The following is a 24,330-nucleotide window of genomic DNA, read 5'->3' as shown; positions in this document are numbered from 1 at the left end:
GGGCTCACTCCAGCCATCGGGCCAGGGGGACGCTCAGCTCCACCTGCGTCGTGGAGCCGTGCTCGAAGCGGTGACCCAAGAAGGTCATGAACTCGTCTCCGTCCGCGATGAGGACGACGCGGCCCACGCGCTCCAGCGCGAGCGAACCGGCGTCGAAGACGGTGTCGGCCGGGACCACGCGGACGGTGGAGGGCAGGGCGCGCTCCAGGGCGCCGACGAGCCGGTCCTCCCGGGCCGGGTGGACGTGGAACCAGCGCGTGCGTCCCGCGCCCCCGAGCACGCAGTCATGCTCGGCCTGGAGCTGCTCCATCAGTCGCTCCAGTTCGGGCCGGTGGTGGGTGAGGGTGAGGCCGTGATCCGAGTGCGCCAGGACGAGCGCCCCTCGGGCCGTGAGCTGGCGCGCGACGTCGTCGAGGCACTCCAGGAATCGCACCAGGGGCTCGTCGTATCCCGCGTGGTGGATGTGCTGGTCCGCGTCGATGAAACACCACACGAGCCTCGGTCCGTCAGACGGGGTGTCGAGGCAGTCCGACACCGCGCGCAGCACCGCCTGTCCCAGCTCCGTGGGGGCGGCTCGCGAGGGCGCGGTGTAGAAGCGGTGGCCTCGCACCGGATGGGCATGGCGCAGCAAGGCGTCACGCCACGTGCAGTCGAACGGCTCCCAGTCCCCCATCACCGCGAGGGCGCGGTATCCCAGCGCGTTCGCGTCGCTGAAGATGTTGCCCGTCTCCGGGATGTGGAGGGGGCCCTGATGCTGGAAGACGTTGAGGGTCCCTCCGCCCGGCCCCTGGAAGACGACCCCGGGGATGCCATGGCTCCCCACGTCCAAGCCGGTGAGGCTGCTCAACCACGCGGTGGACGAGGTCGTGGGGAAGACCGAGCGCATCGGGGTGATGCGCGCGCCGCGCCAGGACGTCAGGGCCAGCTCGAACGGAATGCCGTCGACCGCCAGGATGACGACATCCCGCCGGGGGCCCTCGAGTCCCTCTCGCGCCAGCAGCTCCCGGAGCCGACCCCGGAAGGTCGTGATGGAGGGCGCGCTATCGGGGAGGGACATGGACGTCGCGCTCCACGACGAGGGCGCTGGAGAGGTCCTCGACCAGCTCGTTCGCCCACCGGGCGATGGTGTTGAGGATGGAGCTGTTCGATTGGGGGCGTGCCGCGCTGAGCTGGAAGAACGCGACCCCTTCGATGGAGGCGCCCAGGATGGTGAGCCGTGGCTCGGGGCGTCCATCCGCCTGCAGGGGATGGAAGGCCGTCGATACGTCGAGTCCTCCAGGGATGAAGTCCTCCGAGGCCACGGCTCCCGGGTTGCGCCACCGGCGCACGAGGCCCCGTCGGAGGAGGTTCGGATAGAGCGGGCCCATGTCCCGCTCCGCGTCGAACGGATGGGCCTTGCCCTCGACGAGCACGCCGACGTCGCGTCGCGTCCCCGTCACGGGTCCTCGGATGCGGAACGAGGGGCGACCGGGAAGCGGCTCGACGATGGGCCTGGGGCCGATGGAGACGTCCACCCGTCCCGCCTCGACGAGCGCCAGCACCTTGCTCATGGCCTCGAGCCCGGCGCCGTTCGACATCCGGATGTAGTAGCGCCAGTAGACCTCGACGAAGCGCCGGTGGGACGCGGCGGTGAGTCCGCCGAAGTCCACCACCTGGGAGTAGATGGCGCGCAAGTCCCGCCAGACGCCGTCACAGGCCGCCTTGGTGGGGTCGCGCAGGTTGCCCTTCGCCGCGGCCTCGTGGTCCCGCCGCATGAACGCGATGAGCTGCTCGCGCCAGACGTCCCCGGGAATCGAGGTCGGCTCGCCGAGGGGGTGGAACCAGGCACGCCAGTCGAAGCGCTGGGCTGGACGCGCCTCCCCGAGCCCGTCGAGGCAGGCCTGGAGCGGTGCGAGCAGGGCCTCGATGCCGTCGTCCCGATGGAGGCACCCCTCGCGCAGGAACTCGCGGTAGCGCGCCTCGGCCGCGCCGCGCAGTGTCGGCCCGAGGTGCGCTCCGAGGAGGGTGGTGGAGTAGACGTACGCCATCTCCAGGACGACGAGCGGGAAGACATGTCGCTCGAAGTCGAGCTGACGCACCTCGGTGCCTTGCACGCGGCACCGCTGGCCCACGTTCTCCCGGAGCGTGTCCACGGCGGCGCTCGTGAGGAAGACCCCCGTGTGTTGCAGCGCGCCGTGGCCCCGCCCCGAGCCATCCACCGCCTTCGCGTTGTAGGGCCGGCACGTCGTGAACATGCCGCTGGGGCTCACGGCGACGATGGCCGCGGGCTCCCGTCCGCTCGGGAGGTACCGGAGGACGGGCGCGGCGCCGAGGGAGGGCTCGCGCACGAACGTCCCGCCGCGGCCCTCCGTCAGGTGCAGGAGGACGTCGATGGCCGTCAGCCCCATTCCCAGCACGCCCACCGTGCTGCCCGGCGGCACCGTCTCCTCCGAGACCTGGGCATCCAGGGGGTAGGCGAAGGGGACGTGACGCGCGGGGGGCGTCTGGTGCGCATGGGCCGCCAGTGTCTCTTCCAGCGAGCCGGGGGCGGGATGGTTGTTGGAGTGTCCCGTGACGAGCAGGACGTGCGTGGCGTGGAGGGAGACGTCTCCCGCGTGGACGCGGAAGCCACCGGAGTCCTCGCGCGCGATGTCGGTGACCTCGGCGGCATGGAGGTCCACCGTCACGTTCGGCAGCTCGCGCAGCCATGCCACGTAGCCATCGAACCGCTCCCGCAGGGCTTCGCCGTGCAGGTAGCGCGGAGGGACCTCCACCGGATGGAACAGGAAGCGCCGGTCTCCCGTGGCCTGGTACTTCGCGTCGGCCCACTCGGTGAAGGTGGGCCGCAGCTCCCGGGGGAGCAGGCGCGGCGCATCCGCGCTGGACTCGTCCGCCGCGAAGCCAATCTGGCTGGCCACGCGGTTCATGTAGCTCGTGGGGACCTGCGCATCGCTGTGGGTCGCGCCCGCGCCGAAGTGGCCCGTCCGCTCGAAGATGGACAGCGTCAGCCCCGAGGAGAGGTCCAGCGCCGGCAGCAGCGCGGCGAGTCGTTCCAGGGCATACGTGCAGAAGGGCCCGCCACCGACGATGACCACGTGGGGGCCACTCACGACGCGCGCCCGCCTTCCAGCGGAGGTCTCCGGTGTGTCACTCCGACCCGGGCCTCGAAGGCGGCGCCGACGCGGAAGAGGGTCCGTTCGTCGAAGGGCCTGCCGACGAGCTGCATCCCCAGGGGAAGTCCGTTCGAGAAGAAGCCCGCGGGGACCACGAGCGCGGGGTTGCCGGTGACGTTGAAGGGCACGGTTTGCACGGCCACGGCCAGGGAGGGGGGAGGCCAGTCGTGGGGGAACTCGTCCAGCCGGGGGGCCGACGTGAGCGCCGTGGTGGTGAGCAGCGCGTCGTACCGCGAGAGCACCTCCCGATTCAGTTGCACCGTCAGCTCCTGGCGCAGACGGAAGGCCTGCGTCAGGTCCGCCGCGGTGAGGGCGGCGGCGGGGGTGACGCGTTGATAGGTGTAGCGGCCGAAGTCGCGGGGGCGCGTCTTCAGGTCCTGCTCGTGGATGGCGTAGGCCTCCACCGTCATGATGATGCGCCCACACGCCTTGAACAGCTCGAAGTCCGGGAGCACGACCTCCTCGACGACGGCGCCCAGCTTCGCCAGCGTCTGGGCGGAGGCGTCCATCGCCGCGAGGACCTCGGGCGAGACTCCGGAGATGTCGCTGAAGAGTCGCCGCGCATACCCGAGCCGCAGGCCATGGAGGTCCTGGCCCAGGTCCTCCGTGTAGCGCTCCGCCGGGGCCTCGACGCTGCTGGGGTCGAGCGGGTCGTAGCCCGCGATGACACCCAGCACGAGCGCGGCGTCCTCCACGCTCCACGTCAGCGGGCCGCAGTGGTCCAACGCGAAGGAGAGCGGGAACACCCCGCGCCGGGAGACGCGCCCGTACGTGGGCTTCAACCCCACCACGCCACAGTGCGTGGCGGGCGAACGGATGGAGCCTCCCGTATCGCTGCCGAGCGCCACGCGCAGGAGTCCCGCCGCCACCGCCGAGCCGCTCCCGGAGGACGACCCTCCCGTGAAGTGCGCCGGGTTCCACGGGTTGCGCGCGGGTGGAAAAGGCAGGTCGAACCCGGGGCCGCCCAGCGCGAACTCGTGGGTCGTCAGCTTGCCGAGCAGCACCGCGCCGCCCGCCTTCAGCCGCGCCTCGACCTCCGAGTCGACGGCGGGGACGTGGTCCAGCCGGAGCCGCGAGTTGCAGGTCGTGGGGATGCCCGCGACGTCGAAGATGTCCTTCAGCCCATACGGGATGCCGTGGAGCGGGCCCCGGTCCAGGCCCGCGCGCAGCTCCTGGTCCGCGCGCGCGGCGTCCTCCCTCGCGCGCGCGGCCGTCACGCGGATGAACGCGCGCAGCGTGTCGTCGTGCGTGGCGATGCGCGCGAGCGCGTGCTCGGTGAGCGCCTGGGCCGTGAGCCGTCCAGCGCGCAGCGCGACGCCTGCCTCCGCGATGGAGAGGGTGTGCAGGGGCGGCGAGGTCACGTGTTCACCGGTCTCGCAACAGGGCCCGCACGTTGAACACGTTGGAGGGCTCGCTCTCGGCGGCCCGTGGCTGGCGCAGCCGCGCGGCCATGCGCGTCAGCTCCAGATACACCGCCAGCGCGCCAGGTCGCAGGTCGGCGGGGACGTCGTGGCCGCACCGCGCCATCACGGCGTCGAACTCGTGCTCGTGCGCCTTCCCGGGCTCGGTGCCCACCACGACCTCCCGCGACAGTGAGGATGACGTGCAGCGCCCGCATGATAGGGGACGGAGGAAGCCTGATCAACGCGATGGACCAGAACAGCGGGAGAGACCCGAGCCATTCACAGACATGACGTGGGGCGTCTCATGGACCTCCAGGTCGTCCCGCCGCCGACGTGGTCGTGGACGACCACGCCGGGTGACGTGGCACTCGGGTCCGGAGGTCGATTCCTCGCTCACGACCCGAGGCGTTGTGGGACGGCGGACAGGGGGTTCCCGCCCTGGGACTCGTTGCTTGACGCACTGGGACCGCTTCGCTACGTAGCCCGCATGACCACAATCGTCGGTGTCGTAGGCCGTGAGATTCTCGATAGCCGCGGCAACCCCACTGTCGAAGTCGACGTCACCCTGGAGAACGGCATCCGCGGTCGCGCGGCGGTGCCCTCGGGCGCGTCGGTCGGCACGCATGAGGCCGTGGAGCTGCGTGACGGTGACAAGTCGCGCTACCTGGGCAAGGGTGTCCGCAAGGCCGTCGCCGCCGTCAATGACGAGATCGCCGGCGCCGTCCGCGGGATGAACGCCGAGTCGCAGATCGAGCTCGACGAGAAGATGATCGCCCTCGATGGCACGCCGAACAAGAAGCGGCTCGGCGCCAACGCCATCCTCGGCGTGTCGCTGGCGGCGGCGAAGGCCGCGGCCACCGCGCGCGGGCTGCCGCTGTATCGCTACGTGGGCGGGGCGTACTCGCACGTGCTGCCGGTGCCGATGATGAACATCATCAACGGCGGCGTGCACGCGGACAACGCCATCGACTTCCAGGAGTTCATGATCATGCCCGTCGGCGCCCCGTCGCTGGCCGAGGCGGTCCGCATGGGCTCCGAGGTCTTCCACACGCTGAAGAAGGGGCTGGCGGACGCCGGTCACAGCACCAACGTCGGTGACGAGGGTGGCTTCGCCCCGAACCTGAGCTCCGCCGAGGAGGCGCTGGACTTCATCATGCGCTCCATCGAGAAGGCGGGCTTCCGCCCCGGCGAGGACATCAGCCTGGCGCTGGACCCGGCCGCGAGCGAGTTCTACAAGGACGGCGTCTACGACTACGAGGGCGAGAAGAAGAAGCGCTCCATCGAGGAGCACGTGAAGTACCTCGAGAGCCTCGTCTCCAAGTACCCCATCGTCTCCATCGAGGACGGCCTCGCCGAGGACGACCTGGTGGGCTGGAAGCTGCTGACGGACCGCATCGGGCGCAAGGTGCAGTTGGTGGGCGACGACCTCTTCGTCACCAACACGGCGCGCCTGGTGGACGGCATCAAGCGGGGCATCGCCAACTCCATCCTGGTGAAGGTCAACCAGATCGGCACGCTGACGGAGGTGCTCTCCGCCTGCGATACGGCGAACCGCGCCGCCTACACCGTCGTCATGTCCCACCGCTCGGGTGAGACCGAGGACTCGACCATCGCGGACCTCGCCGTCGCGACCAACTGCGGGCAGATCAAGACCGGCTCGCTGTCCCGCTCGGACCGCACCGCGAAGTACAACCAGCTCATCCGCATCGAGCAGGAGCTGGGCAAGCAGGCCCGTTACGCCGGGCGCTCCGCGCTGCGCACGCAGTCCTGAGGCCTGACGGGCGGTCGGATGCCTCTCGCCGTCAGCCTCTACGGGGCCGTCCCCAGTCTCGAGGACGGCCCCGGGCTGTTGAATCTGGCCTGGACCCTGGACGAGCGCCGGTGGCTCTCGACGGACCTCGACGCGCTCGTCACCCGCGAGCTGGAGGCCGAGGCCCGCGAGGGGCTGTCCTACGTCAACCGCTACTTCGTGAAGGACCCCTACGGCGACGCGGTCCTGGGGCCCGCGGTGGCGGCGTATTTCGGCAGGGAAGGGTGGTCCGCCCAGGTGACGTGCGGCGCGGGTGTCGTCTCGCTGCTGCACGCCCTGGCGCTGCTCACGGAGGCCCGCCCCGTGCTCATCGCCGGTGACTGCTATCCGGACCTGCCGTTCTGGCTCTCCCAGCGGACCGCGCCGCGCGCCGCTGCGGACGAAGGGGCCATCGACCCGACGGGGGCCTCGCTCGTGTTCCTGGAGCGCCCGAGCCTGCTCGGAGATCGCTTCGCGGACCTGGGCGCCATCTCCACGCTCTGTGCCCATGCGGCGCGCCATGGGGCGGTGGTGGCCATCGACGAGTCCAACGCGAACTACTACCCGCCGGGGTTCAGCGCGGCGAACCTCCTGCCGGACGTGGACAACCTCGTGGTCATCCGGGGGTTCTCCAAGGCCTATCAACTGGGCGGGCTGCGGCTGGCGTACTGCCTCGCGGCGCCGGAGCTGACGGCGCGCCTGCGCACGGTGGTGCCTCCCTTGCTGGCCTCGTCCCTGTCGCTGCGCGTGGGACGGGAGGTGCTGCGGTCCGGCGACGTCGCGACGTCCCTGCGTGGGCGCATCGTCGAGCACAAGGCGGAGACGCGCCGCCTGTTGGAGGCCGCCGGCATCGCCGACGTGCGCCCCGCGAGCCAGTACCTGCCCTATCTGTTCCTCCGGCACGATGCGACGGACAGTCAGGGCTTCCTGGAACGTCAGAGGATTCGCGGTAAGCTCCACCCCTACTGGGCGGTGGCCACGCGGGACGTGGCCCATGCGTACCGGTTGAGCGCGCCGCTGAGCGCGGAACGGATGGACCTGTTGCGCGAGCGGCTGGAGGAGGCGCGGCGGGCCTGAACGAGGGAGGCGGAGATGGGCCGCGCAGACGCGGGGATGAAGCTCGCGGCGTTCTTGTATCCGACGGGCTACCACGTCGCCGCCTGGCGCCACCCCGACGTCCCCGCGGACGCGGGCGTCAACTTCGCCCACTTCGCGGAGCTGGCGCGCACCGCCGAGCGCGGCCTCTTCGACTTCCTCTTCCTGGCGGACAGCGCGGCCGTGCGCGGCACGGACCTCCCCGCGCTGAGCCGGACGGCCATCCGCTACGTCGCCCAGTTCGAGCCGCTGACGCTGTTGTCGGCGCTCGCGGTCGTCACGGAGCGCATCGGCCTGGTGGCGAGCGCGACGTCCACCTACAACGAGCCGTACCACCTGGCGCGCAAGTTCGCGTCGCTCGACTTCATCAGCGGCGGGCGCGCGGGGTGGAACCTCGTCACGTCCTCCAACGGCGACGAGGCGCACAACTTCGGGCTCGACGCGCACCCGGCGCATGGCGAGCGCTACGAGCGGGCGCGTGAGTTCGCGGGCGTGGTGAAGGGGTTGTGGGACAGCTGGGAGGACGACGCCTTCCTTCGCGACAAGGACCGGGGGCTCTACTTCGACCCGGAGAAGCTGCACGTGCTCCACCACCAGGGCGAGGAGTTCTCCGTCCGGGGACCGCTCAACGTCCCGCGCACCCCGCAGGGCCACCCGGTGCTCGTCCAGTCCGGCTCGTCCGACGTGGGGCGTGAGCTGGCGGCGGAGATTGGCGAGGTGGTGTTCACCGCGCAGCCGACCCTGGCGGGCGCGAAGGCCTTCTCCGCGGACGTGAAGGCGCGGGCGGCGAAGCGGGGGCGCTCGCCCGAGGACATGAAGGTGATGCCCGGCATCTTTCCCTTCGTGGGGCGCACGCAAGCGGAGGCGGAGGCCCGGTACGAGCAACTCCAGTCCCTCATCGATCCGGTGGTGGGGTTGTCGCTGCTCAACGGCCTCCTGCCCGGCGTGGACCTCGCGGCCCACCCGCTGGACGGACCGCTCCCGGAGGTGCCGCAGGTGCATGGGAGCTGGAGCCGGCAGAACCTCATCGTCGAGGAGGCGCGGCGCAAGCAGCTCACCATCCGCCAGCTCTACCTCGACATCGCGGGCTCGCGGGGCCACTGGCAGCTGGTGGGCACGCCGGAGCGCATCGCCGACGAGATGGAGGCCTGGTTCCGCGCCGGCGCGGCGGACGGCTTCAACGTGATGGCGCCCTATCTGCCGGGGGGGCTCGACGCCTTCGTCGCGCTGGTGATTCCGGAGCTCCAGCGCCGAGGCCTCTTCCGCACCCGCTACGAGGGCCGCACCTTGCGCGAGCACCTGGGCTTGCGCCGCCCCGAGCACGTCTCGCGTCGCGCCAGCGGGCCGAGCGCGGTGGCGGGGTAGGCGCGTCCATGGTGAGAGAGCGTGTCTCCCGCCTGCTGCGCGACCTCCCCATCGACGACGTGATGGGGCATCTCGCCCGCGTCGCCGAACATGACCGCTATCAGGCCTCGCGGGGCATCGGCGACGCCGCGGGCGAGGTGGCCGACATCGCCCGGCGTCTGGGGCTCTCGGACGTGACGCTCTCCCGCTTCCCGGCGGACGGTGCCGCGCGCTGGTGGTCCTTTCGGGCGCCGGTCTCGTGGACACCCGTGGTGGCGCGGTTGGAGGTGTGGGCGGAAGGACGGTCCGTGCTCCAGGTCGACCACGCGCTCCAGCCCTTCTCGGTGGCGACCTACTCCGCGCCGACGCCCCCCGGAGGGCTCTCCGCGCGGCTGGTTCGGGTCGACGGCGCGCCGGGAGACGTCGACGTGCGGGGCGCCGTCGCGGTCGTGGGGCGGGGCGCGCTGTCCCGGGGAGACCTCGCGGCGGAGCTCGAGCGGCTCGGGGCGCTGGGCTTCATCACGGACGCGCCTGCTCGCACCGGAGTTCCTGGAGAGGAGCACCCCGGGCGCATCGAGTTGGAGCCCCACTCGCGCCTGTTCGCCTTCAGCCTGACGTCGCGACAGCTCGGCGCCGTGCGCCCCGTGCTCGACGCGGGCGCGGAGGCGCGGGTGCACCTCGCCGTGGACCGCTCCGCGACGATGCCCGTCGTGTCGGCAGTGCTCCCGGGAGAGCAGGGCGCGGGCGAGGTGTGGCTCACCGCGCACCTGTGCCATCCCCGGCCCGGGGCCAACGACAATGCCTCGGGCGTGGCCGCGCTCCTGGGCGTGGCCTCCTTGCTGCGTGGGGCCCGAGCCCGGTCTCCGGCCGCGAGCATCCGGTTCCTCTGGGGGCCCGAGTTCCTGGGCGTGGCCGCGTTCCTCCACGCGCACCTGGCGTCGCGAGGGGCGCGGGGGCTTCCCTCGGCGGTCATCAACGTCGACATGGCGGGGGAGGACCAGGCGCTGTGTGGCAGTCCCTTCCTGCTCGAGCGCGGTCCGGACTTCCGCCCGTCGCTGCTCGTCCCCTTCGCAGAGGAGGTCGTGGGCGAGGTGTTCTCTCAGACGGCCTCCCACCCAGGTGCGTGGCAGGCCATCCCCTTCGCGGGCTTCTCCGACCACGCGCTCTTCGCCGACCCGAGCACCGCGTCCCCGGCGGTCCAGCTGTGCCATGCGCCGGACCGCTTCAACCATTCGGCCGCGGATACGCTCGACAAGGTGTCCCCCCTGGAGATGTCGCGCACGACGGTGGCCGCCGCCGCGCTCGCGGAGCTGATGGCGGACCCGGGCGCCCTGCCCGCGGGGCAGGTGGAGCAGCTCGTCCAGGACTGGTGCTCGCGCGAGCTGTCGATGGCGCGTCAGGTCGCGCGGCGGTTCGACGCGGTCGAGGCGGGGGCCTGGAGCCAGCGCCTGCTCCGCCATGTCGAGCGCACCCACTCGGCGCTGCGGAAGCCGCACGTCGAGGCCCCCCGTCCTCCCGCGCGAGGGCCCGTGCTCCGTCGCCGCTGGGACGGGCCATTCAACGCGCGCGCCATGGCCGCCGACCTCTCCGCGGAGCGTCGCGCGGAGCTGACGCGCGTGATTGCCGCGGACAAACAGAACCTCGCGCTGCTCCTCAACTTCGCCATCCGCGCGGATGGGAGCCGGGCGCGCGAGGACGTCGTCGACGAGACCTCCCTGGCGCTGCGACGGCCCATCGAGGAGGGCGTCGCGCGGCGGCTCGTGGACCTGCTGTTGGAGTCCGGCTGGGTGACGGAGGGCTGACGGAGTCGCTCAGCCCCGGCCCACCATGCGCTGGAAGCGGCGGCGCAGGGGGAAGGGGACGAAGCGCTCGACGTGGAAGCCGAGTTGCTCGTCCAGCGAGTACGTCACCGGGTCCTTCAGGCTCAGCTCGGACATGCCTCGCGCCATCTGCTCGAGGAAGCCCGGGTACTGCGATTGGAGGGTGTAGACGACGCTGTAGTAGAGGTTCCGCCCGAGCGAGAAGCACGGGTAGCGCGCGTCGTAGTTCTCCAGCGAGTACTTGGGGAAGCACCCGTCGATGATGCGCTTGGGGCACAGCCACAGCGGCATGACCAGCGTCATGTCTCCGATGACGCGCGCGGGGAAGGGCGCGGGCTTGAGGCCGGTGGAGACGCGGAACATGGCCTCCGTGACGACGTCCTCCAGGTTCAGGCCGGTGCAGACGAAGCGGGTGCCCATCTCCTGGGCCTTCTCGAAGAGCGCCAGCCGCACCAGCAGCGTGCCGAGGAACTCGAAGTCGTCGCCCTCGAACTCCTTCTGGAACCGGTCGATGAGCGACGCCGAGTCGCGGGGGATGCCGAGCAGCTCCTTGACGTCCAGCTCCTCCATCACCGTCAGCTCGAGGCCGTACGTCCTGCACAGCTCCTGCGCGCGCGGAACACCCGCGTCCCAGTCCGGAATCCCCTTGATGATGACGGGGTGGAGGGTGAGGCCGTGGTCCTTCAACTGCGTGAGCGCGTAGAGCAGGGCGTTGCTGTCGCCGCCGCCGCTGACGCCGACGACCAGGTGCGAGTTCGCGGGGAGGTGCTCGCGCACCGTCTCCGCCACCCGCGCCGCGATGACGGAGCGGCACTCGTCCGGGCTGAGCTTCTTCAGGAAGGACTCCGCCGTCGAGCTGGCGTTGTCCAGGCGCTGGTAGAAGTACTCGGTGGCCTGCCGCTCCGGCTCCGCGCTGGCCACGGTCATGGCCTGGGTGAGCGAGAACAGGAACGGATTCACGTTGCGGTTGAAGTAGAGCAGCAGCTCCGCCGCGTCCTGGAGGTCGCCGGCGGTCTGGTCGAGGCAGGGCCGGATGGTGGGCGCGCCGCCTGACCTGGGCACCACGTAGACGGTCAACGCCGACCAGGGGACCTGGTGTCGATTGAGCAGGTCGATGAGTCGCTCGTCACCATTCCAACTGAGCGACTGACGCCCGTGGGACGTCACGAGCGACACGGCAGGGGAGGTTCGAGGACCGGGACTCATCTGCCTGTGCTTGCTCTCACACGCCTCACGGGCGCAGCGGGACTTCGGAAGAGACAGGAGGCCGCCCTCGCTCGGCGGCTCCCTGGAGGACTACTGGGCGCCCGTGTCGCAGCTCGCGCCGCAGATGGTCTCCAGCCCGTGCTTGGAGGCCGGGATGGCGCGGCGCTGGGTGCGCATCGCCTCGAGGTCCGCCACCGCGATGAAGGTCGCCGCGGCACGACGCTCGCCAGCGGGCACCAGCTCGACGGACACGTTCTTCAGATTGAAGTTGTTCCGGACCTCGACACTCTCTTTCTGCTGGCTCATCTCAGCCCCTACTCTCTGTCGAACGTCGGGTGGAAACCACGACAACCCTGAAACCATAGCGGGCACCCCGTCTGATGGTCAACGTGCAAAACCGGCACTCCGGCACCACTCAGGAAATGCTCCGCGAGGGATTCGGGTCGCGCGCGTCAGGCGTGGGCCGTCCGCGCGAGACCGGGGCGTCTGTCGCGCACGCCCAGCGCGCCTTCGAGCGCGACGCCGGCGCGCAGCACGGTGGGCTCGTCGAAGATGCGCCCCACGAACTGGAGCCCCAAAGGCAACCCCGTCGAGGAGAAACCCGCTGGCAGGGTGAGGGCGGGATTCCCTGTCACATTGTAGGGGATTGTCTGCATGGGCATCTTCAAGGGCCAGTCGGCGGGGAAGGCGTCGAGGTGCGGCGCGGGCCCCACGCCGGTCGCGGTGAGCAGGGCGTCGTGGTGTTTCAGGACGCCCGCGTTGAGCGCCACGGTGAGCTCGCGGCGGAGTCGGAAGGCCTGGGTGAGGTCGGCGGCGGAGAGCGTGGCCCCGAGGATGAGGCGCTGGTAGGTGTAGCGCGCGAAGTCGAGCGGACGCTCCCGGAGGTCGCGCTCGTGGATGGCGTAGCCCTCGGCGATCATGATGACGCGGCCGCAGGCGCTGAAGAGGCGGAAGTCGGGCAGCCGCACCTCCTCGACGGTGGCGCCGAGCTCCGTCAGCTTCCGGGCGGCGGCGTCGAGCGCGGCGATGACCTCCGGGGAGGTGCCCTCGGCCTCGGCGAAGTGGTGACGGGGATAGGCGAAGCGCAGGCCGTGTACGCCGGCGTGGAGGTTCGAGGTGTAGTCGGGTACGGGCACGTCGGCGCTGCCCGGGTCGAGGGCGTCGTGTCCCGCGACGACCTGAAGCGCGAGCGCGGCGTCCTCCACCGTCCAGGTGAGCGGCCCACAGTGGTCCAGCGCGTAGGAGAGCGGGAAGGTGCCTCGACGCGAGACGCGGCCATAGGTGGGCTTGAAGCCGACCGTCCCACAGAAGCACGCGGGGCCCCGGATGGAGCCGCTGGTGTCCGAGCCCATCGCGAAGCGCAGCAGGCCCGCCGCGACGGCGGCCGCGCTGCCCGAGGACGAGCCGCCCGTGAAGTGCTCCAGGTTCCACGGGTTGCGCGCGGGCGGGAAGGGGAGGTCGAAGCTCGGCCCCCCGAGCGCGAACTCGTGGGTGGCGAGCTTGCCCAGGAGCACCGCGCCGCCGGCCTTGAGCCGTCCCTCCACGAAGGCGTCCTCCGTGGGGACGTGGTCCTGTCTCAGCTTGGAGTGGCACGTCGTCCGGATGCCCGCGGTGTCGAAGATGTCCTTCAGCGCGTAGGGGATGCCGTGCAGCGGGCCCCGGTCGACACCGGCCCGCAGCTCCAGGTCGGCGCGGTGCGCGTCCTCCAAGGCGCGCTCGCGCGTGACGAGGATGAAGGCGCGCACCTGCTCGTCGATGGACGCGATGCGCGCCAGGGCGTGCTCCGTGAGGGCCCCGGAGGAGAGCTGGCCGGAGCGCAGCAGCGCGCCGGCCTCGGCGATGGACAGCTCGTGAAGTGGCTTCATCCGCTCCCCGTCACCGTCCGCGCAGGAGGGCGTCCAACTGGAACACGTTCGCGGGCTCGCTCTCCGCGTCCCGGGGCTGCCGCAGGTGCGCCGTCATCCGCCGCAGGTCCTCGTAGCCGGCGAGCACACCCGCCTTGTAGGCCGTGGGCACCTGGAGGCCCTGACGGCGCATCAACAGGTCGAGCTCGCGCTCGAGCGGGGTGTCTGCCTCGGGGCCTTCCGTGTCCATCTCCGCTCCTGTCCTGGAATCGAGCGTATCACGTGGTGTCTGAACTCCCGTGGATTGCGGAGTGCGCCCGTGGCGGGTAGACCAGGGGCGTCATGGACCGAAGCTCTCGCGACATCGAGTGGAGCCACCTGTCGTCCCTGGACGAGAAGCGCGCCGCCTACGCGTTGGAGACCTACTTCCGGGAGAGCCTCTGGGACGCGCGCGTCGTGCTGGGCGAGCGGCTGCTGCCCATCCTCCAACGCATCACCCTGTTGGTGTTCAAGCCGGAGGCGCTGGTGGGCCGCCGCGTGGAGGGCACGCTGCGGTTCCTGGCGGACAATGGCTTCACGCCCATCCACTTCCGGCCCTTCGCCTTCACGCGGCCCATCACCCGCGAGGTGTGGCGCTATCAGTGGAACGCGTCGACGCTGGACAAGATCGACGTCTCGACGCTCGCCTTCTGCGCGCTGCCCACGGTGTTGGTGGTCCTGCGGGACGACACATCGCCGCTGGAGTTGCCGGGCTCGGTCCGGCTGAAGAAGCGCAAGGGCGCCGCGGCCCCGGAGGCGCGCGCGCCCGGGACGCTGCGCTCCGTGGTGTCCGCGCCGAACCGGATGATCACCTTCGTGCACACCACGGACGAACCCGCGGACGTGCTTCGCGAGCCCGGCATCTATTTCGACCGCCCCACGCGGCGGGGCTTCTTCCAGGACATCCTCGCGGGGTTCTCCGGCGATGCCACGGCGGGCTGCCGCGCGGCGTTGGCGGCGCTCGAGGCGCGCGCGCCGACGTCCGACTTCGTTCCGGAGCGGGCCTGGGCGCGCATCCTGGAGCGGGCCGGAGGGCAGACGCGCGAGCGGCTCGAGGCCCAGCACGCGCGCTTCCGCGAGGCGGGCAAGGTCGACTGGGAGGACTTCCACGTGCTGTGCGCGGGGCTCGGTTGTGACACCTGGGACATCGTGTCGGTCGCCACGGCGGCCATCGACTACGACGACGTCGGGCACGCGCAGCTCATCAACTTCGACCGGGGAGGCCTGGCGGGGTGGCTCGAGGGCCGGGCCCGGCTCGTCCCCGAGGCGGGCTGAACCTCAGGAGCGGGCGCTGGCGGCCTGGAGCAGCGCGCGGATGCCCTGCACGTCGATGGGGGGCCGCGCGTTCAACTTGGAGTAGCGCACCGTCCCCAGGAGGCTCTCCAGGTTTCGCGCGCCCTCGTCCTTCCCCCAGACCCGCTCGGCCTGCAGCAGCGCCTGGGCGTGGGGCGTCTCACCGTCGAACAGGCTCAACACGGACCACGCCTGCGCGGTGAGCTGGAGGGGCGGGGCGCCCGCGTTGAGCCTCAGCAGTTCGTAGCGCTCCTCCCGGAAGCGCACCGTCACGTCGAAGTCGAGGGCGGGCAGCGCCTCACCGCCCTCGGCGCGCGTCTCCACGCTCGCGGCGGGAGGCAACGCGGGCGCGAGGAGGCGCTGTTCGGCCCACGCGAAGGCGGCGCGCGCGAAGGCCAGGATGCGGTGGGTGGACCGGGTGGTGTCCTGCGCCGTCGGAAGGGGAGGGGACTGATGCAGCGCCAGGTATCGCGCCTGGGCCGACAGCCCCGATGGGCAGCCGGGGAGGTCCTGCTCCCAACCCGCGGGCAGCGCCTCCAGGAGGCGGGCGCGCCACTTCCGCGTCGGGTTGGTGAAGCCGTGGCCCGCCAGGAGGCCGTCCACCGCGTGGCCGAGCAGCTCCTGGGCGACGAAGAGCATGCTGACCCAGTCGCTGACGCCGTTGAGACCGGCGAGGTCGATCTGCAGCGTGTTGGCCTGGTAGCGGGCCCAGTCCAGCTTGTGACGCGCGAGATGGGATGGGGGGACGCGGGCCTGGTAGCGCGCCAGCTCCTCGTCGCCGTGGAGCGCCTTCCCGGTGCGCAACCGGTGCAGCAGCTTGCGGTCGTCCTCCGTCAGGCCGGTGGCCGCGCGCGGCTGGCGGGGCTGCCGCTCCCACTGCTCGAAGGCCGAGAGCAGCCGCTCCAGGGCCTCCCCGTCGAGCACCCGCACGTCGCAGACGATGGGGCCCACGGCGAAGGCCACGTCACGCAGCGACGTGAAGGTGATGTCCGTGCGCGAGGTGACCAGGTACAGGTCGATGTCCGACGTCTCGTTGCCCAACCCCTCGACGAGCGAGCCGCAGACGAACAGCACGTCCCCGTCCGTCAGGCGGAGGGCCTCGCGGGCGCGGGCGGTGATGGCCTCGAGGGTGACCTTGCGGCGGGCCAGGAACTCGGCGAGGTCCACGTCGCGGTCCCCGGGGGCTCAGATGGCCGCGGCGAGGCCGTGGGTGCCCACGAGCGCGATGGCGCGCGGGGCGATGACGTCCTGGAGCATGGCCTGCCGGACCTGCGCCCGTGAGCGGGCGGTCAGGTGGCCGTACTGCTCCATGATGACGGGCTCGTCCGGGACGTCCTTCGCGGGCGGAATCCCCAGGGCCCGCCCGAAGGCGGTCTGCGCCAGGGGCAGCAGCGACGGGTGTCGGCTGAGCATCCACTCCGTGAAGCGCCAGGAGAGGTCGGCGTGCCGTCCCTCCTCCTCGACGATGCGGGTGAGCACCCGGCGGATGCCCTCGTCCGTGGTGCGCTCGAGCGCGACCTCCGCGCACTTCGCGGCGATGGTCTCGTTGACGCAGCCCTCGATGATGGAGGCCTCGAGGATGGCGGCGGGCTCGTCGGAGGCGTCGAGGACGCTCTCCATGGACATCTCGCCGGGGCCCACGGGCACGCCCGTGAAGCGCGACGCGATGCCGAAGCAGAAGCGCGCGTGATGCACCTCCTCCTCCATCGCCTTGATGGCGGCGAGGAGCAGCTCGGGAGGGGCCGCCAGCTTCATGAGGTGGAGCACGAACCGGGCGAACGCCGCCACGGAGGCGTGCTCACCCAGGCCCTGCTCCACCCACCGCTGGCCAATCAGCGCGCGCTCTTCCGGAGTCACGGGCGCGTGTCGCTCGCGAGGACGTCCGAGACGTCGGCGCACCAGGCGGAGTCGCCGTGGACGATCGGCGCCAGGCGGGCGCCCTCCTCGACCATGGACAGCGGGCGGCCGTGGACGTCCAGCTCGATGGTGGACAGGTCGATGAACGGCAGTTGCGCCTGGCCGTTGCGCACCAACTGCAGGTGGGCGGAGAACTCGGCGAAGCGCGGGTTGTTGGCGAACGTGTCCGCCAGCTTGAGGGCCTCCTCGCCCTTGCCGGTGGCGATGTACACCTGCGCCAGCCGCGCCGCGGCGGTCGTCTCCGTGACGCTGAAGCGCAGCGCGGAGAGATAGGCCTGGATGGACTCGTTGACGAGGCCGTTGAGCAGCAGCGCGTTGCCCAGCAGGGTATAGGCGTTGATGCGCTCGTCCGACGTCATCTCCAGCAGCTCGAAGGTGGGCTTCTGCTCCACCAGCCGCTTGGCGGACTCGAGCGCCGCCTCCTTCTGCCCGGTGCGGATCTGCAGCACCGTCAGGCGCGCCCGCGCCTCGTACAGCGAGGGGTCCAGCTTCAGCGCGTCCTGATAGCTGGTGATGGACTCCTGGTTGTACGCCGCCAGCGACAGCGTCCGGCCACGTGCCAGCGCGCCCTTGCCGCTGGAGAGCTCGCCGAGCAACGGCGCGTCGGACTGGAGGGACTGAAGCAGATGGGCGGAGATCTTCTGCGAGACTTCCACCAACCAGGGCGCTGCGGAGGCATTCGTCGAACCCATGAGCCGCTTCCCTCTCTCTCGCTTTGCGCGAATTGATGAGGAAACCGAGGTTAGGGGGAGCACAGCTCCTTCGTCAAGCGGAAGCCGGAATTCAAGAGATTCACTAGGGCCACGTCTGAGAGGGGCGGGTGTCCCCTGTGACAGCGCCCGTCAATGGAGCCCCGTGCGCGGTTCACGGCATCCCCGCGCTGGTCGCACGCCGCCCCACGCCCGGCGTCCCGAACATGTCCTCTCGGTGGGTGAGAGCTGGTTGTTTCAGTCTCAGAAAGCAAGCGAGCCTGGTCTCGTAAAAACAGACAACGCGGCAGGGTTTGTTTTCAATCCGTGAAATGCGCAGTCTCAGGGATTGGCGCGAGCGTGGTGTCGTGGGGGCTCGCGTGCTTGATGAGCGAATCAGTTTGGAGAAAGAACGAGCGGTCGTTTATACACGCGAAACGTTTTCGCTGAGGCGTTGGTGCCCCGGCTCCAGCCGAGTTCCGGCCCGCCCCGGAGGCACCGTGAAGCGCACTCATCCGCTCATCTTCCCCACGGCCGCGGTGTACTGGTTCATCGGTGGGGTGACGCTCATCCATCTGGTGGTGTCGGTGCTGCTCGCGCCCGCGGGCATCTACCTCATGCCTCGTGGTTTCATCGTCGCGTTCCTCCGCTTCCACGCGGCCCCCGTCATCCTCCTGCTGGGGATTCCCTGTGGGATCTACCTGTTGGCGTGGCGGGCCAGCGACATGTTCGCCTGGATGGTGTCTCCGCGTGTGCTCGAGTGGGACGTGTCGGGGTTCCAGGTAGGGCGCACGCGCATCGCGTGGCGGGACATCACGGAGATCGTCGAGCAGTACAACCACGACCGGGTCGTGCTGCGGCACCGCTCGGGGGCGTACAAGCTCCGGCTCAACATGTGGCGTGACTCGGAGCGGCTGCACGAGGTGGTGCTGGAGCGCGTCGTCCCGCCGATGCTGCGCCGGGTGAGCGCGGAGGTGGCCGCGGGCGAGGCGCCGACCTTCGGCCCGCTGACGCTCAGCTCCGAGGGCTTGACCTACAAGCGCAAGCTCATGCGCTGGGAAGACATCGAGAGCATCCGCCTCCAGAACGAGCACGATCAGGGCGTGGCGACACGTGAGCTGATCATCGATGCGGGTGGGAAGATCCGGAAGATTGACGAAAGCAAGATCGTCAATGCGCCAGTCCTGCTGGCCTACCTGTCGGACCGTCTTGCCGGCTGACAGCCTTTTGCAATCACAGAAGTGACATCATGGAAATCTACAGCTCTGCTCAGTCCAAGACGAAGGCTGAAAAGCCCCGTCAAATCTTCTACTCGCGCACCCGGCTCATCCTCGGGGTCATCATCTGGATCCTGGCGTCGGCCTTCTTCGGGACGCTGACCTCCCGCGCGGGGTCGGCCACCGGCGCGATGGCCGCCGGGGCTGTCTTCACCCTGCTCGCGTTGTGGATGCTCTACAACTGCATCCGGGGCCTGACGCGCCTGGACAAGCCGGTGCTCGTCATCAGCCGTGAGGGCATCCAGTTCGACGACGGGGTCCTCATCCACTGGGAGGACATGACGGCGAACACCTACCTCGACCAGTCCTACGTGGGCATCCCGGTCTACCGGGCCATCGAGATCAAGACGACCCTGGCGAAGCCCAAGCGCAAGCACGTGCGCGTGTCCGCGCTGGAGGTCGGCAGCGACGAGTATCTGGAGATCTGCGACCACTACAGCCGGTACGCGCGCTGAACCTGTAGGAGGCAGAAGGGGGAGTCGGGCCCTGGTGCCCGGCTTCTGCCTCGGGTGGAGCGAGGGTCGCCGGTCCGGGCGCGTGAGCCCGGACCGGTGCCCTCGCCACGCTCTACCGCAGGGTGGGACCCGCGCAGTACGCCTTGGTGCAGGCCAGCCACTTCTGGATGCACGCATCCTCCTCGGCCTGCGTGGTCGCGGCGTTCATGCAGTTGTCGAGACGGGTGCTGCACGGCTCACAGTCCTTCATCTCCCGGACCTCGCCCTGGGGGGCGTCCGTCTCGGGCGGAGTGACGCCGGAGTCCAGCTCCGCTCCTCCACAGCCCACCAGCATCACCGCCGCCAACAGCCCCTGGATGACGTTCCGCATGTGACCTCCTCGGTCGAGTGGTTGCTGCGTTGCAAAAGTATCAAGCGTCACGCAGGGCTGGAAGCGCGGAAGGCGTGTTGAAGCTGGATTCCCTTGTCTCCCTGGAGCGCGGTCTCGACGCACCCGGTGGACGCCGTGCTCGGAGTCCCGAGGGTGGGACTCCGGGGCGCCCGTCGTGTCGGCGCGGCCCCCAGGACGGGCGAGGAGGTCCTGGCGGCCGCTCGGGACTACTTGCAGATCTCCCGGGTCAGCTTGTCGCGCTGGGCCTGCTCCGCGGTCGCGCGCTTGATGCCATCCTCCAGCGCGTCGTCCGCCTTCTCGAGGGCGTCGAGGACACGGCTGGTGGCGCGTCCCTTCTTGGCGGTGGCCAGCACCTCGCGCATCTCCTTGCGGGCCTGCTTCAGCGCCTCCAGGCTGTCCTCCCGCTCCTTGTATTCCTTCCTCGCGGCCTTGCACTCCGGGGACTGCGCGGACGCAGTCGACGCACCCAACAGCACGACGGCAACCAGCCAACGCACGCGACACCTCCAGGTGACAGGGGGCCGAGTATAGGCGCCGCGCGCTACTTCGAGGCGCTCTTGGCGCCGGCCTTCACCTTGGCGTATGTGCCCTTGAGCGCCACGCCGATGACGAAGGTGCCCGCGTGGCACTCGACGTCCGTGGGGCTGCGCGCCTCGCTCTTCTTGTAATAGCTGACGATGTCGACCACGGCGTTCGCGCCCGCCTTCTTGGCGCCTTCCTGGAGGGCAATCAGGGCGGACAGCGTCACCCACCGGCAGCCGTCCTCGTCCGACTTGCCCACGCCGTTGGTCTTCTTGTTCGTGACGGTCTCGTCGAACCGCTCCTCCACCTTGGGCGTCTTCTGCCCGGCCAGGTAGAACTTCACCGTCCCATCCAGCTTCTTCTGCGCCTCCGGCATCGCCAGCACGTCCGCCAGGGACACGAGGATGGGCGTGTCGCGCGCGAGCGCGGGCGAGGACAGCGTCAGGGCCAGCAGGGACAGCGTCAACGTCTTCTTCATCGGTCTCCCCCTCATGCCCAGCGGCGGAAGATCAACGACGTGTTGATTCCGCCGAAGGCGAAGTTGTTGCTCATGACCACGTCGGTCTGGAGCTGTCGCCCCTCGCCCACGACATAGTCCAACGGCGCGCAGCGAGGGTCCACCTCGCCTGGCGCCAGGTGCAGCGTGGGCGCGAACCAGCCCGTGCGCATCATCTCCAGGCTCATCCACGCCTCCAGCGCGCCACACGCCCCCAGCGTATGGCCCATGTAGCTCTTGAGCGAGGAGATGGGCATCCGCTCCCCGAAGACCTCGTGGGTCGCGGCGCTCTCCGCCACGTCACCCTGGTCCGTCGCGGTGCCGTGCGCGTTGACGTAGCCCACCTCCGACGGAGGGATGCCCGCGTCTTCCAGGGCCAGCCGCATGGCCACCGCCATCGTCTCCGCGTGGGGCTGGGTGATGTGGCGCCCGTCCGTGTTCGTCCCGTAGCCGATGACCTCCGCGTGGATGCGGGCCCCGCGCGCGCGGGCGTGCTCCAACTCCTCCAGCACCAACGTGCACGCGCCCTCGCCCAGCACCAGCCCGTCGCGCTTCGCGTGGAAGGGACGGGGCGTCAGCTCCGGGGTGGCGTTGTTCTGCGTGCTCGTCGCGAACAGGGTGTCGAACACCGCCGCGCCCGTGGCGTCGAGCTCCTCCGCGCCCCCCGCCAGCATCGCCACCTGCTTCCCCAACCGGAGGGTCTCGTACGCGTAGCCGATGCCCTGGCTCCCGGAGGTACACGCGCTGGAGGTGGTGATGATGCGCCCCGTCAGCCCGAAGAACACGCCGATGTTCACGGCCGCGGTGTGCGCCATCATCCGCACGTACGTGGTGGCGGTGATGCCCTCGGTCGTCTTGTCCGTCACCATCCGCCCGAAGTCCGCCATGTTCGCCGCGGAGCCCGCGGACGAGCCGTAGGACACGCCCATCTTCCCGCTGCGCACGAGCGCGTCCCCCAGGAGCCCCGCGTCCTGGAGCGCCAGCTCGCTGGCCCGCGTGGCCAGCAGCGCCACCCGGCCCATGCCCCGCATCGTCTTGCGCGAATACGTCTGCGGCGGCAGCTCGAAGGGGGCCGCGGGCGCGCCCACCTGGGTGTGCAGGCCCTCGTACTGCTTCCACTCCTCCATGACCTGCACGGCGTTGCGCCGCGAGCGCAGCCGGGCCTCCACCGTCCCCCAGTCATGGCCCAGGGGACTGAGCGCCCCGATACCGGTGACCACCACGCGTCTCATCCGAGCATTCCCCCGTTCACCGAGATGACCTGCCGCGTGACGTAGGCCGCGTCCGGGCTCATCAGGAAGCTGACCACCGCGGCCACCTCCTCGGGACGCCCCATCCGCTTCGCGGGGATCAGCTTCAGCGCCTCCTCCACGACGTGTGGCTCCACCATCTCCGTGTCGATGAGCCCGGGGGCCACGCAGTTGACGGTGATGCCCCGGCTGGCGAGCTCCACCGCCAGCGCCTTCGTCGCGCCGATGATGCCCGCCTTCGCGGCGCTGTAGTTGACCTGTCCGCGGTTGCCCATCAGTCCGGAGACGGAGGACAGGGTGACGATGCGCCCGGGCTTGCGCCGCCGCACCAGCGGCATCGAGAGCGGATTGAGCACGTTGTAGAAGGCATCCAGGTTGGTGTGGATGACCGCGTCCCAGTCCTCGGGCGGCATGGCGGGGAACGCGTTGTCCCGCGCGATGCCCGCGTTGCACACCACGCCGTAGTAACAGCCGTGCGCCTCGATGTCCGCGAGCAGCGCCTGCTCTGTCTCCGCCCGCTGCGACACGTCGAACCGCAGCACCCGCGCGGACCGGCCCAGCTCCCGCGCCCGCGCGGCCACCGCCTCCGCCTGGTCCACCTGTCCCCGGCAGTGCACCACGACATCGAAGCCGTCCTGGGCCAGTCGCAGCGCGATGGCCTTGCCGATGCCCCGGCTGGAGCCCGTCACCAGCACCGTCTCGTCACTCATCCGCGTCCACCTTCCTCAGCACCGCGGCGCCCGGGGGCTGGAACACCGTCAGCGCCGCCGTGGCCACCGTCTCGCCGTCGATGCCGATGGCGCAGTCGAACTGGCTCATGCCTTCCTCCGTCCAGTACTGGCGCTGGACCTCGATGCGCAGCCGCTCGCCCGCGCGGAACCGCGGCCGGCCGCATTCGAAGCGGCGCGTCCCCAGCAGGAAGCCCACCCGCAGCGGCTCGCCGCGCAACCGGAACCGCCATCCCGCCCAGGCGCCAATCGCCTGGGCCATGAACTCGATGCCCACCCAACCCCCGACGCCGCCGTTCTCGAAGAAGAGGCAGTCTTCGCGGATGGTGACCTCGGCCACCAGCCCCTCCTCGTCTCCCTCCAGCGCGCGGTCGATGAGCCGCATGCGTTCCGTGTGGGGGAGCAGCTCGGTGATGTCGAATGCGATGGCGGTGCGCATCAATCCCTTCCCAGCACCAGGGTGGCATTGCTGCCGCCGAAGGCAAACGAGTTGCTCAGCACGTACCGGGGGGCGTGGCCCAGCGCGTGGCCGGGCTCCACCAGCGAGAGCGCGGGGAGGGCCGGGTCGGGTTCTCCGTCCCACCAGTGCGGTGGCAGCCGGCCCGTGGGGTTGTCGACGAGGGTGAGCCAGCAGAAGGCCGCCTCCAGGGCCCCGGCCGCGCCGAGCGTGTGCCCCGTCAGGGGCTTCGTCGAGCTGCACGGCACGTCGCCGCCCAGCAGTTGGTGTACCGCGAGGCTCTCCATCGCGTCGTTGTGCGGCGTCGCGGTGCCGTGCAGGTTCACGTATCCGATGTCGGCGGGCACAAGCCCCGCGCGCGTCAGCGCCTCGCGCATGGAGGCGAGGGCGCCCCGGCCCTGGGGCTCGGGCGCGGACAGGTGGTGCGCGTCCGAGGACTCCCCCCAACCCGCGAGCCGCACCGGCCCCGGCTCGCGCGTCATGAGGAAGAGGGCGGCCCCCTCGCCGATGTTGATGCCCCGGCGGTTCACGCTCATCGGGTTGCAGCGCGCCTCGCTCACCGAGTCGAGCGCGGTGAAGCCCGCCACCGTGAAGCGACACAGCGCGTCCGCGCCGCCGGTGACGACCGCGTCCACGATGCCGGCCCTCAGGAGCCGCGCCGCGCTGGCCAGGGCCTTCGCGCTGGAGGAGCAGGCCGTGGAGATGACGTGCGCGGGGCCTCGGAGGCCCAGCACGTGGACGAGCGCCTCGGCCGGCGAGCCCAGCTCCTGCTGCCGGAGGTGGAAGGTCGCGGGCAGGCTCCCCGTGGACAGGCGCTCAGAGAGGGCCGTCTCGCTCTCTCCGACGCCGGAGGTGCTGGTCCCCAGGACGACCCCCACGCGCTCCGGACCGAAGCGCTGGAGCGCCGACTCCACGGCCGGGCGGAGCTCCTCCAGCGCCGTGAGCAGCAGCGCGTTGTTCCGGCTGCGCTGGGACGCGGGCAGCCCCTCCGTGCTGGCCAGGGGCGCGGTGACCCGGCCGACCTGGAGCGTCCGCGCCGCGAAGTCCGGGCTGGGCTCCACCCCCACGAGGCGCTCGCCGAGGAGCGCCTCGCGCACCCCGCGCTGGCCGGCCCCCAGGGCGCAGACGACGCCGAGCTGATGGAGGTAGACGGGGGAGGGCAT

Annotated in this window: 25 protein-coding genes; 7 read left to right on the top strand and 18 right to left on the bottom strand. The window is 70.7% G+C overall.

All coding sequences use genetic code 11. The features are described 5' to 3' along the window. Positions 1–4: 4 nt before the first annotated feature. Genes LZ198_RS26510 through LZ198_RS26495 form a run of 4 tightly spaced genes read right to left on the bottom strand, consistent with a single transcriptional unit; the run spans position 5 to position 4,727 of the window. Positions 5–1,057: an alkaline phosphatase family protein gene (locus LZ198_RS26510; protein ID WP_253974849.1), complete on the bottom strand. Its 1,053-nt coding sequence runs from the start codon at positions 1,055–1,057 to the stop codon at positions 5–7. Then, on the bottom strand, positions 1,041–3,089 hold the full coding sequence (locus LZ198_RS26505) for an FAD/NAD(P)-binding protein (RefSeq protein ID WP_253974848.1): 2,049 nt from the start codon (positions 3,087–3,089) through the stop codon (positions 1,041–1,043). The genes LZ198_RS26510 and LZ198_RS26505 overlap by 17 nt, the downstream gene beginning before the upstream one ends. Further along, entirely contained in the window at positions 3,086–4,513 is a 1,428-nt protein-coding gene (locus tag LZ198_RS26500; RefSeq protein ID WP_253974847.1) for an amidase, read from the bottom strand. The genes LZ198_RS26505 and LZ198_RS26500 overlap by 4 nt, the downstream gene beginning before the upstream one ends. 4 nt (positions 4,514–4,517) lie before the next feature. Further along, on the bottom strand, positions 4,518–4,727 hold the full coding sequence (locus LZ198_RS26495) for a hypothetical protein (RefSeq protein WP_253974846.1): 210 nt from the start codon (positions 4,725–4,727) through the stop codon (positions 4,518–4,520). A gap of 315 nt (positions 4,728–5,042) precedes the next feature. Here LZ198_RS26495 and eno point away from each other — a divergent pair, with 315 nt between their 5' ends. Genes eno through LZ198_RS26475 form a run of 4 tightly spaced genes read left to right on the top strand, consistent with a single transcriptional unit; the run spans position 5,043 to position 10,585 of the window. Beyond that, positions 5,043–6,326: a phosphopyruvate hydratase gene (eno, locus tag LZ198_RS26490; protein WP_253974845.1), complete on the top strand. Its 1,284-nt coding sequence runs from the start codon at positions 5,043–5,045 to the stop codon at positions 6,324–6,326. 18 nt (positions 6,327–6,344) lie between these two features. Beyond that, the gene (locus LZ198_RS26485) at positions 6,345–7,421 is read left to right on the top strand and encodes an aminotransferase class I/II-fold pyridoxal phosphate-dependent enzyme (protein ID WP_253974844.1); all 1,077 of its coding nucleotides are present in this window, start codon (positions 6,345–6,347) and stop codon (positions 7,419–7,421) included. A 15-nt stretch (positions 7,422–7,436) separates the two neighbouring features. Continuing rightward, positions 7,437–8,804 carry an LLM class flavin-dependent oxidoreductase gene (locus LZ198_RS26480; protein ID WP_253974843.1) on the top strand — a complete coding sequence of 456 codons (1,368 nt, stop codon included), beginning with the start codon at positions 7,437–7,439 and terminating at the stop codon, positions 8,802–8,804. A gap of 8 nt (positions 8,805–8,812) precedes the next feature. Then, a complete protein-coding gene (locus LZ198_RS26475) occupies positions 8,813–10,585 on the top strand; it encodes a DUF4910 domain-containing protein (RefSeq protein WP_253974842.1) in 1,773 nt (590 codons plus the stop codon). A 9-nt stretch (positions 10,586–10,594) separates the two neighbouring features. On the opposite strand, the gene LZ198_RS26470 is transcribed toward LZ198_RS26475, so the two are convergent. From LZ198_RS26470 to LZ198_RS26455, 4 genes are all read right to left on the bottom strand, one after another. Continuing rightward, positions 10,595–11,779 (bottom strand): tRNA lysidine(34) synthetase, encoded by a 1,185-nt coding sequence (locus tag LZ198_RS26470; protein ID WP_253974841.1) that lies wholly within the window; start codon positions 11,777–11,779, stop codon positions 10,595–10,597. Positions 11,780–11,899: 120 nt separating this feature from the next. Beyond that, positions 11,900–12,115, bottom strand: coding sequence for a hypothetical protein (locus tag LZ198_RS26465; RefSeq protein ID WP_253974840.1), 216 nt, complete (start codon positions 12,113–12,115; stop codon positions 11,900–11,902). A gap of 146 nt (positions 12,116–12,261) precedes the next feature. Next, entirely contained in the window at positions 12,262–13,674 is a 1,413-nt protein-coding gene (locus tag LZ198_RS26460; RefSeq protein ID WP_253974839.1) for an amidase, read from the bottom strand. A 10-nt stretch (positions 13,675–13,684) separates the two neighbouring features. After that, entirely contained in the window at positions 13,685–13,903 is a 219-nt protein-coding gene (locus LZ198_RS26455; RefSeq protein WP_253974838.1) for a hypothetical protein, read from the bottom strand. A 92-nt stretch (positions 13,904–13,995) separates the two neighbouring features. On the opposite strand from LZ198_RS26455, the gene LZ198_RS26450 reads away from it, so the two are divergent. Continuing rightward, positions 13,996–14,967 carry a hypothetical protein gene (locus LZ198_RS26450; protein WP_253974837.1) on the top strand — a complete coding sequence of 324 codons (972 nt, stop codon included), beginning with the start codon at positions 13,996–13,998 and terminating at the stop codon, positions 14,965–14,967. 3 nt (positions 14,968–14,970) lie between these two features. Here LZ198_RS26450 and LZ198_RS26445 read toward each other — a convergent pair whose 3' ends face one another. The 3 genes from LZ198_RS26445 to LZ198_RS26435 are packed head-to-tail and all read right to left on the bottom strand — an operon-like array spanning position 14,971 to position 17,594. Beyond that, complete coding sequence (locus LZ198_RS26445; RefSeq protein ID WP_253974836.1) at positions 14,971–16,152, bottom strand: nucleotidyltransferase family protein; 1,182 nt, start codon at positions 16,150–16,152, stop codon at positions 14,971–14,973. Between the two features lie 18 nt (positions 16,153–16,170). Next, a complete protein-coding gene (locus LZ198_RS26440) occupies positions 16,171–16,842 on the bottom strand; it encodes a ferritin-like domain-containing protein (protein WP_253974835.1) in 672 nt (223 codons plus the stop codon). Further along, complete coding sequence (locus LZ198_RS26435) at positions 16,839–17,594, bottom strand: tetratricopeptide repeat protein (RefSeq protein ID WP_253974834.1); 756 nt, start codon at positions 17,592–17,594, stop codon at positions 16,839–16,841. The genes LZ198_RS26440 and LZ198_RS26435 overlap by 4 nt, the downstream gene beginning before the upstream one ends. A gap of 497 nt (positions 17,595–18,091) precedes the next feature. On the opposite strand from LZ198_RS26435, the gene LZ198_RS26430 reads away from it, so the two are divergent. Together LZ198_RS26430 and LZ198_RS26425 are read left to right on the top strand one after the other, a co-directional pair. Next, positions 18,092–18,811 (top strand): DUF6585 family protein, encoded by a 720-nt coding sequence (locus tag LZ198_RS26430; protein ID WP_253974833.1) that lies wholly within the window; start codon positions 18,092–18,094, stop codon positions 18,809–18,811. 29 nt (positions 18,812–18,840) lie between these two features. After that, positions 18,841–19,323 (top strand): hypothetical protein, encoded by a 483-nt coding sequence (locus LZ198_RS26425; protein WP_253974832.1) that lies wholly within the window; start codon positions 18,841–18,843, stop codon positions 19,321–19,323. A gap of 112 nt (positions 19,324–19,435) precedes the next feature. On the opposite strand, the gene LZ198_RS26420 is transcribed toward LZ198_RS26425, so the two are convergent. From LZ198_RS26420 to LZ198_RS26390, 7 genes are all read right to left on the bottom strand, one after another. Continuing rightward, positions 19,436–19,693, bottom strand: coding sequence for a hypothetical protein (locus tag LZ198_RS26420; protein ID WP_253974831.1), 258 nt, complete (start codon positions 19,691–19,693; stop codon positions 19,436–19,438). Between the two features lie 227 nt (positions 19,694–19,920). Beyond that, on the bottom strand, positions 19,921–20,211 hold the full coding sequence (locus tag LZ198_RS26415) for a hypothetical protein (RefSeq protein WP_253974830.1): 291 nt from the start codon (positions 20,209–20,211) through the stop codon (positions 19,921–19,923). A 44-nt stretch (positions 20,212–20,255) separates the two neighbouring features. Beyond that, a complete protein-coding gene (locus tag LZ198_RS26410) occupies positions 20,256–20,714 on the bottom strand; it encodes an excinuclease ATPase subunit (protein WP_253974829.1) in 459 nt (152 codons plus the stop codon). An 11-nt stretch (positions 20,715–20,725) separates the two neighbouring features. Then, the gene (locus LZ198_RS26405) at positions 20,726–21,964 is read right to left on the bottom strand and encodes a beta-ketoacyl-ACP synthase (RefSeq protein WP_253974828.1); all 1,239 of its coding nucleotides are present in this window, start codon (positions 21,962–21,964) and stop codon (positions 20,726–20,728) included. Continuing rightward, positions 21,961–22,692: a 3-oxoacyl-ACP reductase FabG gene (gene fabG, locus LZ198_RS26400; protein ID WP_253974827.1), complete on the bottom strand. Its 732-nt coding sequence runs from the start codon at positions 22,690–22,692 to the stop codon at positions 21,961–21,963. Before fabG ends, LZ198_RS26405 begins: the two co-directional genes overlap by 4 nt. Continuing rightward, complete coding sequence (locus LZ198_RS26395) at positions 22,685–23,149, bottom strand: hotdog family protein (RefSeq protein ID WP_253974826.1); 465 nt, start codon at positions 23,147–23,149, stop codon at positions 22,685–22,687. Before LZ198_RS26395 ends, fabG begins: the two co-directional genes overlap by 8 nt. Continuing rightward, complete coding sequence (locus LZ198_RS26390; protein ID WP_253974825.1) at positions 23,149–24,330, bottom strand: beta-ketoacyl-ACP synthase; 1,182 nt, start codon at positions 24,328–24,330, stop codon at positions 23,149–23,151. The genes LZ198_RS26395 and LZ198_RS26390 overlap by 1 nt, the downstream gene beginning before the upstream one ends.

The sequence above is a fragment of the Myxococcus dinghuensis genome (assembly GCF_024198235.1).
Taxonomy (GTDB): Bacteria; Myxococcota; Myxococcia; order Myxococcales; family Myxococcaceae; genus Myxococcus; species Myxococcus dinghuensis.
Note: the sequence above shows the minus strand (reverse complement) of the source record. Positions and strands in the feature narration are given on the sequence as shown.